General features: G+C 52.8%; 13 protein-coding genes. 6 read left to right on the top strand and 7 right to left on the bottom strand.

The genetic code is table 11. The features are described 5' to 3' along the window. Positions 1-2 precede the first annotated feature (2 nt). The 6 genes from KK062_RS13025 to KK062_RS13000 all read right to left on the bottom strand — a co-directional run bounded on the left by KK062_RS13025 (position 3) and on the right by KK062_RS13000 (position 9379). The gene (locus KK062_RS13025) at positions 3-602 is read right to left on the bottom strand and encodes a precorrin-2 dehydrogenase/sirohydrochlorin ferrochelatase family protein (protein ID WP_254084740.1); all 600 of its coding nucleotides are present in this window, start codon (positions 600-602) and stop codon (positions 3-5) included. A gap of 28 nt (positions 603-630) precedes the next feature. Continuing rightward, positions 631-1407: a uroporphyrinogen-III C-methyltransferase gene (gene cobA / locus KK062_RS13020; protein WP_254084739.1), complete on the bottom strand. Its 777-nt coding sequence runs from the start codon at positions 1405-1407 to the stop codon at positions 631-633. A gap of 18 nt (positions 1408-1425) precedes the next feature. Continuing rightward, on the bottom strand, positions 1426-3543 hold the full coding sequence (locus KK062_RS13015) for a ferredoxin-like domain-containing protein (protein ID WP_254084738.1): 2118 nt from the start codon (positions 3541-3543) through the stop codon (positions 1426-1428). Positions 3544-4258: 715 nt separating this feature from the next. Further along, on the bottom strand, positions 4259-5308 hold the full coding sequence (locus KK062_RS13010; RefSeq protein WP_254084737.1) for a DUF4407 domain-containing protein: 1050 nt from the start codon (positions 5306-5308) through the stop codon (positions 4259-4261). A 168-nt stretch (positions 5309-5476) separates the two neighbouring features. Further along, positions 5477-6523 (bottom strand): fatty acid desaturase family protein, encoded by a 1047-nt coding sequence (locus KK062_RS13005; RefSeq protein WP_254084736.1) that lies wholly within the window; start codon positions 6521-6523, stop codon positions 5477-5479. A gap of 99 nt (positions 6524-6622) precedes the next feature. After that, positions 6623-9379, bottom strand: a complete 2757-nt coding sequence (locus KK062_RS13000) for a tetratricopeptide repeat protein (protein WP_254084735.1) — start codon at positions 9377-9379, stop codon at positions 6623-6625. Positions 9380-9616: 237 nt separating this feature from the next. Here KK062_RS13000 and KK062_RS12995 point away from each other — a divergent pair, with 237 nt between their 5' ends. From KK062_RS12995 to KK062_RS12970, 6 genes are all read left to right on the top strand, one after another. Continuing rightward, the gene (locus KK062_RS12995) at positions 9617-10435 is read left to right on the top strand and encodes a prohibitin family protein (protein ID WP_254084734.1); all 819 of its coding nucleotides are present in this window, start codon (positions 9617-9619) and stop codon (positions 10433-10435) included. An 84-nt stretch (positions 10436-10519) separates the two neighbouring features. Continuing rightward, entirely contained in the window at positions 10520-11809 is a 1290-nt protein-coding gene (locus KK062_RS12990; RefSeq protein ID WP_254084733.1) for a citrate synthase, read from the top strand. Positions 11810-11943: 134 nt separating this feature from the next. Next, entirely contained in the window at positions 11944-12207 is a 264-nt protein-coding gene (locus KK062_RS12985) for an acyl-CoA-binding protein (RefSeq protein ID WP_254084732.1), read from the top strand. Between the two features lie 2 nt (positions 12208-12209). Beyond that, positions 12210-12905: a 16S rRNA (uracil(1498)-N(3))-methyltransferase gene (locus KK062_RS12980; protein WP_254084731.1), complete on the top strand. Its 696-nt coding sequence runs from the start codon at positions 12210-12212 to the stop codon at positions 12903-12905. 104 nt (positions 12906-13009) lie between these two features. Further along, entirely contained in the window at positions 13010-14239 is a 1230-nt protein-coding gene (locus KK062_RS12975; protein WP_254084730.1) for a nucleoside recognition domain-containing protein, read from the top strand. 80 nt (positions 14240-14319) lie between these two features. After that, a complete protein-coding gene (locus KK062_RS12970) occupies positions 14320-14772 on the top strand; it encodes a DUF7832 domain-containing protein (RefSeq protein WP_254084729.1) in 453 nt (150 codons plus the stop codon). Between the two features lie 61 nt (positions 14773-14833). Here the strand turns inward: KK062_RS12970 and KK062_RS12965 are convergent, their stop codons facing one another. After that, on the bottom strand, positions 14834-16618 hold the full coding sequence (locus KK062_RS12965; RefSeq protein ID WP_254084728.1) for a hypothetical protein: 1785 nt from the start codon (positions 16616-16618) through the stop codon (positions 14834-14836). Positions 16619-16624 lie beyond the last annotated feature (6 nt).

Raw genomic sequence — 16624 nt, 5'->3', positions numbered from 1 at the left:
GGCTAGGACGCCGGCGTCGCCTGCTTGTTATCCAGCCAGGTCGTGGTAATCTCGTTCAACACTTTCACTTTGTGATTAAAATCGCCCGTCAGCTGCTCGCGGATCTTTTGCATGTTGTCGAGCAGATCGTTGGTATCGTCGGGCAGGGCCTCTTCGAGGTACTCGCGAATGCGTTTAGAGATCGTCGGCGACTTTCCATTGGTAGACACGCCGATCTTAAGATTTCCTTTCGTCACAACAGAGCCTAAGTAAAAATCGCACAGATCCGGTGTGTCGGCTACGTTGATCAACAGTTTGCGCGTGCGGGCAAACTTACGAATGGTCTCGTGCAACTGCCGGTTGTCGGTCGCCAGGATCACGAGGTCTTTATCCCACAGATCCCATAGCTTAAAGTTGCGCTCTTCAATCTTTACGCCCGGATGATCCTTTGCCAGGTCAAGCACCGCCTGCTGCACATGCCGTGCTACGAGGGTGACCCTGGCCGCGGGGCTGTTCTTCAATACCGCCGTCAGCTTCTCGAGGCCCACGTGGCCACCACCGACGATCAGCATGTCGAGCATTTCTAGCTTCAGGAATACCGGGAAAAGATTGTTGCGTTCCATCGGGAAAAACGGTTTAACGTGAAGGCCGTCAGGCCATGGATTTAGTGGCTATAACTACGTGCTCCAGCGCGCGCGCATACCGTACAACCTCGCCGACAATAATGATAGCCGGTGCACCGATGCCGGCGTCCGCCGCCTGCGTGGCAATGGATGCTACTGTGCCGATCACACTTTGTTGCTGCGGCAGGGTACCGTTCTGGATCACCGCCACCGGCAAGTTTCCTTTGCCTTGCGCTTCAAACTGCGTCATGATCTCCGTCAACCGGCCCAGCCCCATCAGAATAACCACCGTCGCCGTCGACTGCGCCGCCAGGGCGATGTCGCCCGACAATGCCCCTGTACGGGTGGTGGCGGTAACGACCCACACGCTTTCGCTATAGCCCCGGGCTGTAACCGGTATATGCAAACTGGCGGGTACTGCCAGGGCACTGCTGATGCCCGGTACCACCGCCGTCGGCAGGCCTTGCGATTCGGCAAAGTCGATCTCTTCCGAGCCACGACCGAAGACAAACGGGTCGCCGCCTTTCAGGCGTACTACGTGGCCGTACTGAAAGGCAAACTCCACGATCAGCTCGTTGATCTCCTCTTGTTTGTACGAATGCTCGCCCGCACGTTTGCCCACCGAGAAGGCAGGCACACCGGCCGGAATGAGCTCCAGGATCTGCTGTGACACCAGCGCGTCGTATAACACCACGTCTGCCGCCTGCAAGGCCTTGATGGCCTTGAGGGTGATCAGCTCCGGATCACCCGGACCTGCCCCTACCAGCGTCAACCGGGGGTCTTTCTGCGCGCTTCTATTTTTCATGACCATCGATCGGACACGTTATTTCTCTACTACTTCTTTATCTGTCGCTTCGCGGTACACCCTTGCTTCCCCCAGGAACTTCGCAGAGGCTTCCAGGTATTCGGTGGCGAAGGCTGCCGTCGGCTCGTTTTTGTTGATGCGCAATACCACGTCTTTAAAGCTCTCCGGGAGCGAAAACGCCTGCGTATCGACAAAGTGCTTCTGGAAATCATTGATCACCTGAATCTGCGTGCTGGGCTTGATATCACGCGTCAGCAGCATTGCCTTTGCGGTATTAATATACGCACTGTAACCATGGTAAATAGCATCGGCGTAATGTTGTTGGCGGAATGCCTTCTCGGCCCATTCCAGCTTCTCGTCGGATTCGAAGAAAAGGGTGGCCACCAGGTCGATCATAATCGCCGCGCACTCGCCCACAGCGGTATGCAGAATAAAGTTATGATCTTCTCCCCAGTCGATGTAGTCGGTAGGCACGACACTTGTCAGGTCGCCCAGCGGCTTCAACAACGTGTAGAAGTGGTTGCGGCCCACGCGCAGGAAGTAGTCGTGGTAGTATTCACCATCCTGGCTGTTCGCCTCGTAGTCGTCGAGCAACAGGCGCAACGCATCCGGTCCGCGCTTGCTGGGGATTTTAATGATCTTATCGGAAATGATCCCATCGCCGTTCTTCAGCTTGCCGCCACCGAGTAGTACCACCAGCGCCGGCAATACTTTACCTTGCTTGTCTTTGATGGTACTGCCGTGCAGGCCAATACCCGCCAGACCGTGTTGCCCGCAGGAGTTGGGGCAACCGCTGATCTTGATTTTGATGTCGGTGTTATGAACCATCTCGGGATATTCCTCGCGAATCACTTTCTCCAACGCCAGCGAAATGTTGGTGCTGTCAGAAATGGCCAGGTTACACGACTCCGTACCGGGGCACGCCGTGATATCCGCAACACTGTCAAAGCCAGGCTCGGCCAGCCCCACTTTGTCAAGGGCCGCATACAAGTGCTTCAACGCTTCGGGACGCACATACCGGATCAGGTACCCCTGGTTCACCGTCACGCGCATTTCGGCGCCGGCGAACTGGTCTACGATATCGGCAAAATAGCGCGCCAGGGTAGACGACATATTGCCCAACGGCAACTTGACGTACACACCGTGGAAGCCTTCCTGCTTCTGATTTATTACGTTGGTTTTAGACCAACGCGCATATTTACCAGCGTCTGCCGGCTCCGGCGCTTCGCCCAGTTGGATCGTTGCAGGAGTTTCTTCCGGCAAAATGTTCCGGTTGATAACATAAGTCTTTGATTTAAGCGCGTTGGTTTCTTCTTCCGCCAACGCCATGACTTTCTCTAAGCCGAGGTCGTCGAGCAAGAATTTAAAGCGCGCTTTCATCCGGCGACTGCGCTCGCCGTAACGGTCGAATACACGCAGGATGGCTTCGGTAAAAGGAATGATCTTGTCTTCGTGCAGGAACTCGTAAGCTACCTGCGCCAGGTAGGGGTTTGCCCCCAAACCACCGCCGATCATGACTTTAAAGCCGCGCTCGCCGTGCTCGTTGATCCGGGGCAGAAAGCCCAGATCGTGAATGAACGAGAAGGCCGTATCATCGTCGCTGGACGAGAAGGAGATCTTGAACTTGCGTCCCATCTCCTGGCAGATCGGGTTGCGCAGGAAGTATTGGAATGTTTCGTAGGCGTAAGGCGATACGTCAAATGGCTCCTTCGGATCGATGCCCGCCAGGTCCGATGCCGTCACGTTCCGCACGGTATTACCGCACGCCTCACGCGTCGTGATCTGGTCTTTTTCCAGCAGCGCCCACAGCTCGGGGGTACGGTCAAGGCTCACAAAGTGTATTTGAATGTCCTGCCGCGTGGTGGCATGCAGGTTCTTGCTCGCATACTCATCGGAAATGTCGGCAATGCGCCGCAGCTGCTTCGTGGAGATACGCCCCAACGGCAACTTGATACGGATCATCTGCACCCCCGGCTGCCGCTGCCCGTAAATGCCGCGTGCCAGCCGGAGGCTGCGGAATTTGTCGCTGTCAATCTTCCCGTCACGGAAAAGACGGATCTTCTTCTCCAGGTCAAGAATATCTTGTGCCACAACCGGGTTGTTCAAATCTTCTAATTCGGTGCGAAAGCTTTGCATGGCTAAGGGCTGTTTGTTCGGTTTTCTGTTAAAATAAAAGAGCCTTTCCAGCTTGCAGGAAAGGCTCGTTATAAATGTGTTGTCTCTTTTCTTGTATTATAGACCATCACGTTTCCAAGCTCCTGCAACCCGCAAGAAACGCTTACACCAACACATCTTCATAGAAGGTGTCACGTTTTGGGCAGCGTAAAATGGGGCTTTACTGGTCATATCTATAGCTAAGGTAGAGTTTATGGGATTATAAACAATAACTTCGCCCAGAAAAAATCGAAATTCTTCGATACAATGTGATGACCGGTCATCGATACGCCCAAACCAGCCATCTGCATAAATCCATCTAATTAATTGTAAGTAAGATAGTTGCGATAATTTCCAACGATTTCGGATCGGGTCGTTCATCTCATCAACCTGGGAGAACGGCTGGAGGTTAAGCGGCGATGCCCCCACATATCCCCGTCCTTCTAGCACGGGGATATGTCGGGCTCAATACGGACTATACTCGGGCTATACTCGGAGAAATCCCCGCTGTTGATCCCATTCCAGTCTCCAGACCGGCATCGCACAAAGGGTTTCGGCGGAAGCTAAGCGCTTGATATCCGCCAGTTATCCTGGTCCTTTTAGCACTAGCTTATGACTAGCTTAACTCTAGGTAGACTCTAGCTCAAGACTAGCTCATCCCCCCTATTGGCGCCTTTTCAAGACATTATTAATGGCATCAAGGCTCTATTTCGGCATCCAGTCTCCCGGCAATAAAAGTGCGTTCGTGCTGGGGATAATTGGCGGTACGTTCCTTGGCCGTAGTATTCATCCGCGCCAGCTCCTCTATCTCGTGCACGGTAAACTGGTGTTCTTCTACTTTCAACAGGTTATCATAAGGCCCCTTGCCGGAAATCAGCTTCACAAACACCGGCGCCGTTTCAATAGCAATAAACAACAGCATGATAAACCAGTGCGCCCAGGCCATGGCGCTGCTGGACCCCGTAAGACGATCCATCGCTTCCATGCGCGCCGCAGGGCCATTCATGCTGCTCCGCTCCAGTGCCACCAGGGCGCGGCTTAACGACGAGTCCTGTTCGGCAATGCCTTTCTCTAATTGGTAGATACGCGCCTGGTTGGCTTCCGTAACGGCTGCCAATTCCGACTCGGCCCGGTCGGCGTCGGCTTTTTTTACTTTATAGATCGGCCCTAAGTTCTTCTTGCGGCTGCCGCCGGTGCCGTCGGCCTCCTCACGCGCCAGGCGCACGCGGTCATTGCGAATGACTTCCTTGGCGACGATCTCTGCTTTCAATATTTGCACCTGTGCGCTGAGACTATCACGAAAAGGTTGAAAACGTGCCGTGACCTGGACTTCCTGCTCGCGATACTTTTGCTGCTCCATGACGATCAGCTCGGGCTCAATCTCCTTTTGAAAGATCTTTAGCTCCAGGGGCTTGGCAATAACGATGGAGATCAACACGGCCAGGATGATCCGCGGCGACGCCATCAGCAGCTCGCGCCGGCCATTGCCTTCCTTCCGCATGCTGCAAACGATAAACCTGTCGAGGTTAAAGATCATCAGGCCCCACAAAACCGCGAAAAAGGCCGCAATCCACACACTATCAAAAATGGTATATAATGCATACCCACCCGAAGCTGCAGCAAACAGCCCCGTAAAAAAGATCGTCGCGCCAATGCCGACGTATTTGCTGGTTTCCGATTGGCATTTTTCAAGGATGCGTCGGTCGGCACCCGAGCACCACAGGAAGAAGTCTGTTATTTTTTGCATGCAGGATAAACGCAGGGTGATTCAGCGATATTGTATGGTGTCACAATCCTCAGGCCACATCCGGAATCAGCGTCTATAGAACGCTGGCGGCGTTCCTGAACCGTTACGCTGCACAAATATGAACAGTCCGGTGTTCACCTCGGCGATCTTCTCAAAAAAAATTATGGGCTATGCAATAACGCGTGCCCGCCGTTTCATCAGATCGATCACCTCCTGTTCGGAGGCGAACATACCGTGCACATTGACCACCCGTTTCGCCAGCTTTTCGTAGTCTTTGTTCATGAGATACCACCACACATGCAGAAAGTGGATACCCTCGAATACCAATGCCTTGTTCTCGGCATAGTCACGTAAGTTCGTTTGCAGGTGCTCGGGATGCAGTGTCCAATGCAAGGCGGGCTTGATGTGATGGCTAATGTGGTAGCCGTCGTTCCAGCATTTTTTGTTGTACGGCGTGTTCACGCAGGTGATACTGTTCTTATAAAAATTACCCGGGTCCTCGGCGTCGATAAACGAATGCTGCGCCCAGTTGCCCACCATCATGACGATGCGCGAGATTAGCAGCGGCAGTAGAAATACCCATACCGTTGCTTGCCAGCTGATAAAACAAAGGCCGATACAAGCTCCAAAAAATACAAGCTCACCGCGAATGACTCTGTTGCGCAGCGCGACCTGGCTTCGCTCGTTGAAGTACCACGCCAGGGAGGGGATCACAGTAAAGAAGAATTTAGAAAAATAAACCAAAAAGGACCGAAGGCTGTCGCGCTGATATTGCATCGTCGAGCTCAGATCATTCTCCATGTTATTCTCACGGTGGTGCATCGCCAGGTGGTGGGCCGCATAGGTCTCCGGCGTTTGTCCAAAGAATGGGCTGAGCACCCACGGAAGGTATTTATTCAGAAACGCATTTTGCGTATTGAATAACGGACGATGACTGCTGCAATGTAGCATCAGGCCGAACGGCCCTTTAAACATAAAGTTATTAAACATGAAATATACCGCTGCTACGGCCCACCATACCCAGCCCGTGATAAACGGCAAGAACAACAGAATGCCCGCAGGCACCATCGTTAGGGAAATCTTTATCGTTAGGTAGATAAAGGGAAGGTCGCGCGGATCGTTGATACGTTTTAACCAAAACCGGTCGAAAGCATTGTAAACGGGATTCGAATTGGCTACTGGATCGACGAGTGTGAGAACGGTAACTGGCTTCATGAAGTGTTTAGGTGAATAGACAAGATAGCCTTTTCTGACTAATAAAGCGAATCCCGGGCCGCATCTCCCCATGCTGCCCGTGTTTTTCCACACAAAAAGTTACCGCGGCAGGACTGGCCACCGATCGTCGTGCAATGGAAACGCGAGGATAAACTTTGCGCCCGCAACCACCGTTGTGTCCACGCGAATAGTCCCCTTAAGCTTCTCAACAGCCTTCTTCACGATATACAATCCCAGGCCGTTACCCTTGGAACGTTCGCTACCACGGAAATACATGTCAAAGATGCGATCGCCCAGATCTTTTTGTATACCCTGCCCGTTGTCTTCTGCTTCAATGATACAGTCCGTACCCACCTGGTAGGCCCGCAGGGTGATGTGCGGTTTATAGGGTGTGGCGAACTGAATGGAATTCTCTACCAGGTTTTCCAGAATGATCCGGATCATCGCAGGGTATGACACAAACGCTTCCGGCAGGGAGATCACACAGGTGGTAATGATACCGCGTTGGTCGAGCTCGTCGCGAAAGCCTTTGCATACGGTATGAAACAGCTCCTCTACCAATACTTCTTTGTACACAAGCTCCTGCGCCCCCACGTCGCTGATGGATTGCAGCTTCACCAGCATCTTATCCAGGCTGCGGGCTGTCTCCTTTACTTTGTCAAACAGTTCGAGCGCTGTCTTGTCTTTTACGGTAATCTTTGCCACTTCAGCCAATCCCATAAACGTGGTCAGTGGCCGGCGGAAGTCGTGTGACGAGCGATAGAAAAATGTATCCAGCTCTTTGTAGGCTTCTTTTAACTGGGCAGTACGTTTGGTCACGCTCAGGTCGAGGTCACGGTTGATCTCTACGATCATCTCATTCGTTTCGCGCAGCTCTTCGGACTGGGCCTGGATCTCCTCGGTCTTTTCTGTCAGCTCCATGTTCAGGCGTACCAGGGCGCGGTTGGCGCCACTCAGCTCTTCGGACTGGGCTTGTATCTCTTCTTTCTGTTCAACGATCTCGCGGTTCAGCCGGCTCAGCTCTTCGTTGGCTTTGCTCTTCGTGCGGTTGTAGCGAAAGAAGATCACCACCAACACGGCCATCAATATACAGGCAAGAACGGCCAGGATCAGCACCGTATTCTGAAAACGCAGCCGGCTTTTCTGGGCGGCCAGCAAAGACTGCTGCATGTTGTTTTGCTGATTCAACACACCAATCTCCTGCTCGTTCTTTTCCAATTGATACAGGACGTTGAGCTCCGCCTGGCGCGTAGCGACCGCGCCGGTATAGAGGCTGTCGCTGATGTGGATGTAGGCCTCGTAAAACTCCATGGCTTTTTCATAGCGGCCGCTGCCCCGGTATAACGCCGACAAGTTGCTATATACATCCCGCATCAGGTCGGCCGAGTTGACGGTCTTGAGTTGCTCGAGCGCGGCCAACGCAAAGTGTTCGGCCTGGCCATATTCCTTTTGGGCCAGCATGATCTTCGCCATCGTATTATAGTACCAGGCCAGGCCGGCGTGGTCTTTGTATTGATCAGCCAGCGTATAGACCCGGGTCTCGTACCGTATAGCGTCCACGTAGTTGCCCTGTTGCAGCAATATCTGCGCCTTGTGGTCGTAGACCGTGCCTTCCAACACGGGCAGATTTACCCGCGCCAGGATGGCCAGCGCAGAATCGTAGTCGTGTAGCGCCTCGGTCAGGCGCCCTTCGCGGCGGCCAATGTAACCGCGCAGCGTATAGAACTGCGCGAGGCCTGCCTGGTCGCCAATCGCGCGGAAGATTTTGCGGGCACCATTGGCACGCATGTAGGCCTTGGGGATATCGCGTTGCTCGGCGTGCACCCAGCCCATCTGTATGTACGTGCGGGCTGCTTCCTGCCGGTGCTCGGCCGACTCGTCTATTTTCAATGACCGATAAAAGAAGTCGAGGGCGTTTTGATAGTCGCCCTGTGTTTCGAAGATGCGACCAATGTTCTTCAGCACGATGGCCTGGTAGCGTTTAAAGGGATGGTGATTGAGGGAGTCAACGGCTACGTTGAACATCCGCATGGCTTGCAAAAAGTCACTCTGTCCGAAGAAGACCTCCCCCTGATGCAGGTTATAGAACATCAGTAATTCCAGATTGTTATGACGAAGCGCCAGCCCGCGGACCTTGCGGAAGTAGTACGCCGCCGAGTCGAAGGCATGCATGGCGGTGTGGGTTACACCGATCGTCTTCCACGACTCGCCACAGGCCATGCTGTCGCCCAGGGCCAGCCGTATCTGCAGCGCCTGGCGGAAGTAGTGGCGTGCTTCTTCAAACGCCGACAGCTCGTATTTCACCAGGCCACGGTTGTGGTAGAGCATGCCGTGGGCCGACGTAATGGCCCGTTCCTCCAGACAGCCTTCGGCCTTGCGAAAGTACACTTCGCAGGAGTCGAAGTTGGCGTAAATGCGATGCAGGTTGGCAATGCGGGTATAGGTCTCCGCCAGGTACGGCGGCTGCGTCAGGTTATCGGCCGAGGCGGTGAGCGCCCGCCGGTAATAGCTCATCGAAAGCTTGTAGTTGCCCGTAAAGTAATAGTACGTGCCAATGTCTGTTAGGGCAAGCGTTATGCCGCGGCCGTAGGAGATGCGGCGTGCAAAGTTGTGCGCATCTTTGGCGTACTCCAGGGCGGTCTCGAAGTTGTAGTCCCAGGTTTCGCCGGTCAGCTGATGGAGAATGTCGCACTTCTCGCGACCGTCGGTGGCTTGTGTAAATGCACGGACAAGGCCCTCGATGCGAGCCGTTTGCGCATAGGCTGCCGTACAGGCAAGCCATAAAAGACAACCGTATCCTACCCTGCGCACCATCTTCCGTAGATCCGTAAGCTTACCATAAGCGAAGCAACTCACATTCATTCCGTAGGCCGAAGCAAACTTTCAGGGTGCAAGCTATACAAGGGGGATGAAACAACGGCGGGATAAAACGTAAAATCTGCTCAACCTTTTCAAGATAGGAGATAAAATCGTGGTTTGCTATGGGGAAAACGGAAAAGTTTCGGTCGCAAAAGCGATTTTATTCGTAGCTTTGATCATTGCCACCCCGGCGACCGCGCCCATACCAGCCAGCCACAAACTTATACCTATATCATGAACAATCGTCGAATGCTACCCCTGATCATCGTGGGGGTAATTGCTTTTTTTGTACTCCTGGGAATCTCTTCAAGCCTCTTCTTTACCGTCAACGCCACTCAACGCGCCGTCGTGTTCTACAAGTTCGGCGATGGCCTGGACAAAGACCACATTGCTCAACCCGGCTTTCATATGAAAGCTCCGTGGAACGATGTGTTTGTGTACGATGTTCAGGAGACGTCGCAGGACGAGAATATGGATGTGCTCGATAAAAGCGGGTTGTCCATTCACGTAGACATCTCTGTTCGGTTTAAACCGATCCCGGAAAAGATCGGATACATCTATGAGAAGTTTAACGTCGACTATATCAACGTATTGGTCGTACCCGAGGTCCGGTCTACCGTACGCCAGGTGATGGGCCGGTTCACGGCTGAAGAGATCTATTCAACCAAACGCGCCGAGGTGGAAGCCACGATAAAAGAAGAGTCGGAGAAAATACTACACGCCAACAATGTCACCATGGTGGCCCTGCTCATCAAGTCCATCCAACTGCCCGACCAGATTCGTATAGCCATTGAAAGTAAGCTTCAACAGCAGCAAGAAGCGCTGGCCTATCAGTTCCGGCTGGACAAAGAGAAGAGCGAGGCTGAACGGAAGCGCATTGCCGCCGAAGGCGAGGCCCGCGCCAACAACATCGTGAACAGCAGCTTGTCGGATAAGCTATTGAAAATGAGAGGGATTGAGGCAACGTTGGAGTTGTCAAAATCCCCCAACAGCAAGATCGTGATCGTCGGATCGTCGAAGGACGGGCTACCCCTGATTCTGGGCAATAATTAGAAAAAATGCTTTTTTTAAGACATTCCTTTCGCTTGCAAAAATCTAGCCTGTATATTTAAAACCGCTGTAACAATCATTAAAAACATGTCAAAAACTGCTGAACTAATTATTGACGGAAAGTCATACACGTTGCCCCTGGTGGTAGGGTCGGAAAATGAAGTGGGCATCGACATCGCCGAGCTACTCGAAAAGACAGGCGCGGTGACGCTTGACTTAGGTTATAAAAATACAGGAGCGACCAAAAGTGCCATCACCTTCCTGGACGGCGACAAAGGTATTCTGCGGTACCGCGGTTATTCGATCGAGGAGCTCGCGGAGAAATCGAACTTCCTGGAAGTAGCCTATCTGTTGATCTTCGGTGAGCTGCCCAGTCAACAACAATACAACACATTTTCACACGACATCAAGACACACACCCTGGTGCACGAGGATATTAAAAAGATCCTGGACGGTTTCCCGTCTACCGCGCATCCCATGGGCGTACTGGCGTCGCTGTTCTGCTCGCAGACTGCCTTCTATCCCGAATCGCTCGATCCGAACCGCTCGGCCGAAGGTGTGTACCTCAGCATCGTGCGGTCCATGGCGAAGATGCCGACATTTGCCGCGTGGGCCTATAAGAATGCCGTGGGGCACCCGGTAAACTATCCGGACAACTCCCTCGACTACTGCTCACGGTTCCTCAAAATGATGTTCGCCCTTCCGGCCGAACAATATGAAGTAGACCCGGTAGTGGCCACAGCATTGGACAAACTGTTGATCCTGCACGCCGACCACGAGCAAAACTGCTCTACATCTACCGTACGGATCGTAGGTTCTTCGAAAGCCAGCATCTACTCATCGCTGTCGGCCGGCATGAATGCCCTGTGGGGACCGTTGCACGGCGGTGCCAACCAGGAAGTGATCGTAATGCTCGAGCAAATCAAGAAAGACGGCGGCGACACCGAGAAGTGGATTAACAAAGCCAAAGACAAAAACGACCCGTTCCGCCTGATGGGCTTCGGTCACCGCGTATACAAAAATTTCGACCCGCGCGCGAAGATCATCAAGAAAGCTGCCGACGACGTACTGGCCAAGCTGGGCATTAACGACCCTGTCCTGGAAATCGCCCAGAAGCTGGAAGAAGCAGCCCTGAAAGATTCGTACTTCATCGAGCGTAAGCTTTACCCGAACGTAGATTTCTACTCCGGTATTATCTACCGTGCCCTGGGTTTGCCGACGGACCTGTTCACCGTCATGTTTGCCATGGGTCGTCTGCCCGGCTGGATCGCTCAGTGGAAAGAAATGCGCGAGAACAAAGAGCCTATCGGCCGGCCTCGTCAGATCTACACCGGCGAGAGGCTGCGTGCGTATGTGCCAGTAGGAAATCGTGGATAACCCTTTCGCTACAGCATAATTGATTCGTTACCCGGCGGGTGAGCTCTCAGCAGCCCCGACGGGTAACGAATCAATTTTTTAAGCCCTGCCTACCGGCAGGCAGGCCCTCCGTTTAACCATCAACCCTTCACACCATGTCTCTGAAAGAACAATTTGAAGCCGCCGTAGGCCGCTCACAGTCCCTGACCAAACGCCCCTCGAACGAAGAGCTGCTAGAGCTTTACGCCCTATACAAACAAGCTACCGAAGGTGATGTGGCCGGCGAGCGTCCCGGCGGCTTTGACTTCAAAGCCATTGCCAAGTACGATGCCTGGGCCGACCTGAAAGGCCAGGACGCCGACACGGCCATGCAAGCGTACGTACAACTGGTAGAGCGCCTCGTGCAACAATACGCTTAAGCGTGAACCTGTTCTATCAACCGCTTATTGCCGAAGGAGTACTGCACCTCGATGCCGACGAGTCGCGGCATTGTGTGAAAGTACTCCGTCGCCAGGCGGGCGACGCGTTGCGCATCACCGACGGCAAAGGTTTTTTTTACGATGCCATCATTACACAAGCCAACGACCGCCAATGTGCCTTTCGGATCGAGCAACAGATTGTAGCGGAGCCGCCCACAGCGTTCATCCACATCGCCGTATCGCCGACCAAGAACGCAGACCGCATTGAGTGGTTTGTCGAGAAGGCCGTGGAGATCGGCGTAAGCCGTGTCACGCTCATGGAGTGTGAGCATACCGAACGCACCTATCTCAAGAAAGACCGCCTGGAGAAAGTGGCCATCAGCGCCATGAAACAATCTCTGAAGGCTACCCTGCCTGTGATCGACGGTCTCGTATCCTTTCAGACCGTGATCAACCAGGCCGACACACAAGGCCGTTTTATTGCCTATGTCGACCAGGACAATCCCGACCACCTTGTCGATATGCCCGCCTCCTCCTCTTACCTGTTGCTGATCGGGCCCGAGGGCGACTTCTCTCAGACAGAGCTGACACAAGCCCTCACAGCGGGCTTCCACAAGGTGAGCTTAGGCAGGAGCCGTCTACGCACCGAGACAGCGGCGTTGGTGGGGTGTCATATCCTCAATCTCCTCCGCGCCTAGCGCCCGCGTGTTGCATGAGCCGGCCAGCCTGCCTGCCGTAGGTAGGTTTGCGTAATGGCATTTTTTTAATAACATGCAGTACCTTTCTGTTTATACCTTTTCCTATGGCGCTGAATTACATCTGGATTGCATTCTTTCTTATTTCCTTTACCGTGGCGCTCATCAAGCTGGTCTTTGCCGGCGATATGACGGTGTTCCCGGCGATGTTGAATTCAACATTCGACACCTCTATGAGTGCTGTCAATCTTTCCCTCGGTATCGTCGGCGTGATGTCGCTTTGGCTGGGGCTGATGAAGATCGGTGAGCGTGGCGGCATCATTCCCGTCTTTGCTCGCCTCATCGGGCCTTTCTTTTCGCGGCTGTTTCCGGAAGTACCCCGCGACCACCCTGCTACCGGCGCGATCATCATGAACTTCAGCGCGACCATGCTCGGTCTTGACAACGCGGCCACGCCACTCGGTATAAAGGCTATGCACGAGCTGCAAGATCTTAATCCCGATAAGGAGACGGCATCCAACGCGCAGATCATGTTCATTGCGTTAAACATATCGGGCTTAACCATCATACCGCTGGCGATTATTGCCGATCGTGTTGCTCAAAAATCGGTGAATCCTACGGGCATTTTTATTCCTGCTTTGCTGGCGACGTTCTGTTCAACGATGACAGCCTTTATCTACCTCAGTATCCGGCAGCGCATACGCTTCGACCGTGTGGTCGCAGCATACGTGTCGGGACTTGCTATCGTCATTGGCACAGCCGTCTGGTATGCCGCTCGCTTACCACAAGAGGAATTGCTGCGTATCTCTAATTTGGTAACGGGCATCATCATCATGTCGGTCATTACACTTTTTATGATCCTCGGTGTGCGTAAGAAGATCAACCTATTTGACACATTTATCGATGGTGCCAAAGAAGGGTTCGAAATGGCCATCAAGATCATCCCTTTCCTGGTGGCGATCATGGTCGGTGTAGGCGTGTTTCGCGCATCGGGCACGTTAACCTACTTAACCGACGGATTGAAGTACGCAGTAGCGTTTTTCGGGCTTAACACTGATTTTGTAGATGCCATGCCGGTAGCGTTTATACGTCCCTTGAGTGGGGGTGGCGCAAGGGGTGTGTGGTTAGATGTGGTCAAGCAATTTGGTGTCGACTCGTTTGTTGGTAATCTTGCTTCTATTTTCCGCGGATGTATGGAAACCACATTTTATGTCATTGCACTCTACTACGGATCCGTTAATATTCGGAAAATACGCTACACCCTTGCGGTGGGCTTATTGGCCGATCTTGTAGGTGTCATAGCGGCAATTTTTATCGGTTACAAGTTCTTCCACTAGAAGATAAAGTACCGGCAATAGTTGCTTCGGAGCCTAATCGGCGTTAAACTTGTTAAGAGCCTAACCAGAATAAAACTTATATGGAAAAGAAAGCGGATATCCAGAAGACCATCTACGACAATGCCAAGAGCCACTTCCTGGGAAACTTTCCCGACTCTCTTCCAATCGAGCAGGCATACGTCCACATCGGCATGTACCTGGGCTGGATAATCGACTCGGATCTTTACTCGGAGTATTTCGAAGACGAAGCTTCAAACCAAATCTTCCGATTCAAAAGAAGAGAGATCTCTTGTACCATCTTGAGTGAGATCTGGGATGGCTACCTCGGCTATGAGCTCTTCAGTAAGGAAGGTAACATGTTTACGTACTACTACTACGGTGGCGGCCTGTATCGTGGCGACTACGACCAGATCCTGGTACGCACACTGCCCTCTATCTATCACGTAACAGACAGCTGGGAAAACTACGAAAAGATCAAGATCCGCACCGACATGCGTTTCGCTGACTGGAAAAAACTGGTAGGCGGCGCTTAATTCGCCTACCCCTACCCTTCTTTACTTCAATATTTACACTTCTTATTTGTGGCGCTGCTGATTATTTCAGCAGCTTGCCATTCTTATCAATGATGCTTTGCAAGGCGTCCGCCTTGAGCTGTACTTCGCCATTTTCCTGCTTGAAGATCAGCTCCTTCGGTATGAAGGACAATGTATACGAGTGACTCCATGCCAATCCGTCCGAACGGTATATTTTGGCCAGCGTAGCCGGGTACTTGTTGTCCTTCGTCGCGCGTTCGGAATAGACCAGTATGAAATAGATCTGTCCCGCAGCATCGGAATAGGTCACGCTCTTGATCTGCGGCAAACGCGAGAGCTTGAAGTTCGGTTTGTCTACCGGAAAGGTCACCCTCACATCGGGCACCCGCGCCTGCGTGACGGTATAAAAATATCCGTCTGCATTCAGGGAATCTTTGTACACCAGCCCAGCCGTATACCTCTCGTCCACGACCACTACCGGCTTAAACTTCGAACGTTTTACGCCCGCATACAGCGGAATCGAATCGGCCCCGTTAATCACCCACCGCAGCGACTCCTGACGACGCGCCCGTGCAGCATTCGCCCGATGCTCCTCGCGATCAGCAAAGTCCTTTGTTTCTTTTACGTAGGCCTTCAGATCCGCCGGTGTCTTATACGCCTTCGTCACAAAGTCGCTATAGTCCTCCGACTTACGTTCAATATCTTCCGAGGCCAGCTTCGTGGCAATGCTATCGAGGCGACTCACCAACTTTACTTCTTTCTGCGCACGTTCTACCTGCAGGTGTATATTCGTGGTGTCTGCTTGCTTGCGATGCTCGATACGCACCGAGCGATACTCCAGGTCGGCCGTCTTCAGGCTGAACACTTCCATCGGCAGCGGATCGGGATCAAATTTTTTGAGCTGCTCCAACAGCAGCTTGTCAATCAGGGCCGTGAGGTCGCTACGCACCGACACCGTGTCGTTGGCGAGCTTCTCATGCAGCTTGTTGATCTCTGCGTCGTAGGACAACAAGTGCGCACGCATCGGCATGATCTCCTTTTCAATTAATTGTACGGTGGCGTCGGCAAAGCGACCATAGTCCCACACCTGCAGGTTATCCTGGTAGAAATTGGCCAGCGAAGCACCATCCTGCTTCAGATCGGTAATTTCGTTCAACGCCATGATCTGGTTATACGACGTCTTGCCCAACGTTACCAGGCTGCTTTTATAGTGCTCGAAGGCTTTGGTGGACGAGTCAAACCGAATCGCCAACGCCTTGAGCATGGACGTCAGCGGTTGATCACCGCGCAGGTAGAGCTCGCGTTGTCCCGGGTAGGCGGCCTGCACAGCTTTATACAGTGTGTTGCACTTTTTGTAAAGCGAGTCGGAGAGCGAGAAGTAATGCCGCACCATCTTCACCTTGTCGATGCGCTCACGCAACCCTTCCATGCGTTTCTCCAGGTCAAACTGTACATCCGAAAGCTTGACGCCAAACTCGCCCGTACGCAGGTCGCGACGGTTGTACATCTGGTAATACTCGTCGTTGCGTTTAACTTCTTTTTCCGTGATGGTTTGATAGGCTTTATTGTAGAAGTAGATCGCCGAGTCCATCGAAGCTATTACCCGGGGCGTCTGCTTGAGCACATCGTCCTTGGCAGATTTCTCCTGGTAGATAATGCCCATAAACAAAAAGGCATTGGGGTTGTCCTGGTTTTCAACCAGGTACTTTTTTAAAAACGGTTCGGCAGCCTCGTATTGCTTGGTACTCAGCAATCCGAAGATGTCTTTGTATTTTACTTTTTGGCCAAAGGTCTGGGTGATGGTCATCAGGAAGATGATGACCTGCAGGCAGGCGACTTTTCTCATGAGTAA

It is taken from the genome of Dawidia cretensis, from assembly GCF_018598175.1.
In the GTDB taxonomy this organism is placed as follows: domain Bacteria; phylum Bacteroidota; class Bacteroidia; order Cytophagales; family Cyclobacteriaceae; genus Ohtaekwangia; species Ohtaekwangia cretensis.
The sequence above is the reverse complement of the archived record's forward strand: the minus strand, read 5'-3'. Positions and strand labels throughout refer to the sequence as shown.

What these genes read in the sequence shown, in the direction of transcription:
- KK062_RS12965 (WP_254084728.1), bottom strand. Translation starts at nt 16,618, where the DNA reads ATGAGAAAAGTCGCCTGCCTGCAGGTCATCATCTTCCTGATGACCATC.
- KK062_RS12985 (WP_254084732.1), top strand. Translation starts at nt 11,944, where the DNA reads ATGTCTCTGAAAGAACAATTTGAAGCCGCCGTAGGCCGCTCACAGTCC.
- KK062_RS12975 (WP_254084730.1), top strand. Translation starts at nt 13,010, where the DNA reads ATGGCGCTGAATTACATCTGGATTGCATTCTTTCTTATTTCCTTTACC.
- KK062_RS13025 (WP_254084740.1), bottom strand. Translation starts at nt 602, where the DNA reads ATGGAACGCAACAATCTTTTCCCGGTATTCCTGAAGCTAGAAATGCTC.
- KK062_RS12995 (WP_254084734.1), top strand. Translation starts at nt 9,617, where the DNA reads ATGAACAATCGTCGAATGCTACCCCTGATCATCGTGGGGGTAATTGCT.
- KK062_RS12990 (WP_254084733.1), top strand. Translation starts at nt 10,520, where the DNA reads ATGTCAAAAACTGCTGAACTAATTATTGACGGAAAGTCATACACGTTG.
- KK062_RS12970 (WP_254084729.1), top strand. Translation starts at nt 14,320, where the DNA reads ATGGAAAAGAAAGCGGATATCCAGAAGACCATCTACGACAATGCCAAG.
- cobA (WP_254084739.1), bottom strand. Translation starts at nt 1,407, where the DNA reads ATGAAAAATAGAAGCGCGCAGAAAGACCCCCGGTTGACGCTGGTAGGG.
- KK062_RS13005 (WP_254084736.1), bottom strand. Translation starts at nt 6,523, where the DNA reads ATGAAGCCAGTTACCGTTCTCACACTCGTCGATCCAGTAGCCAATTCG.
- KK062_RS13010 (WP_254084737.1), bottom strand. Translation starts at nt 5,308, where the DNA reads ATGCAAAAAATAACAGACTTCTTCCTGTGGTGCTCGGGTGCCGACCGA.
- KK062_RS13015 (WP_254084738.1), bottom strand. Translation starts at nt 3,543, where the DNA reads ATGCAAAGCTTTCGCACCGAATTAGAAGATTTGAACAACCCGGTTGTG.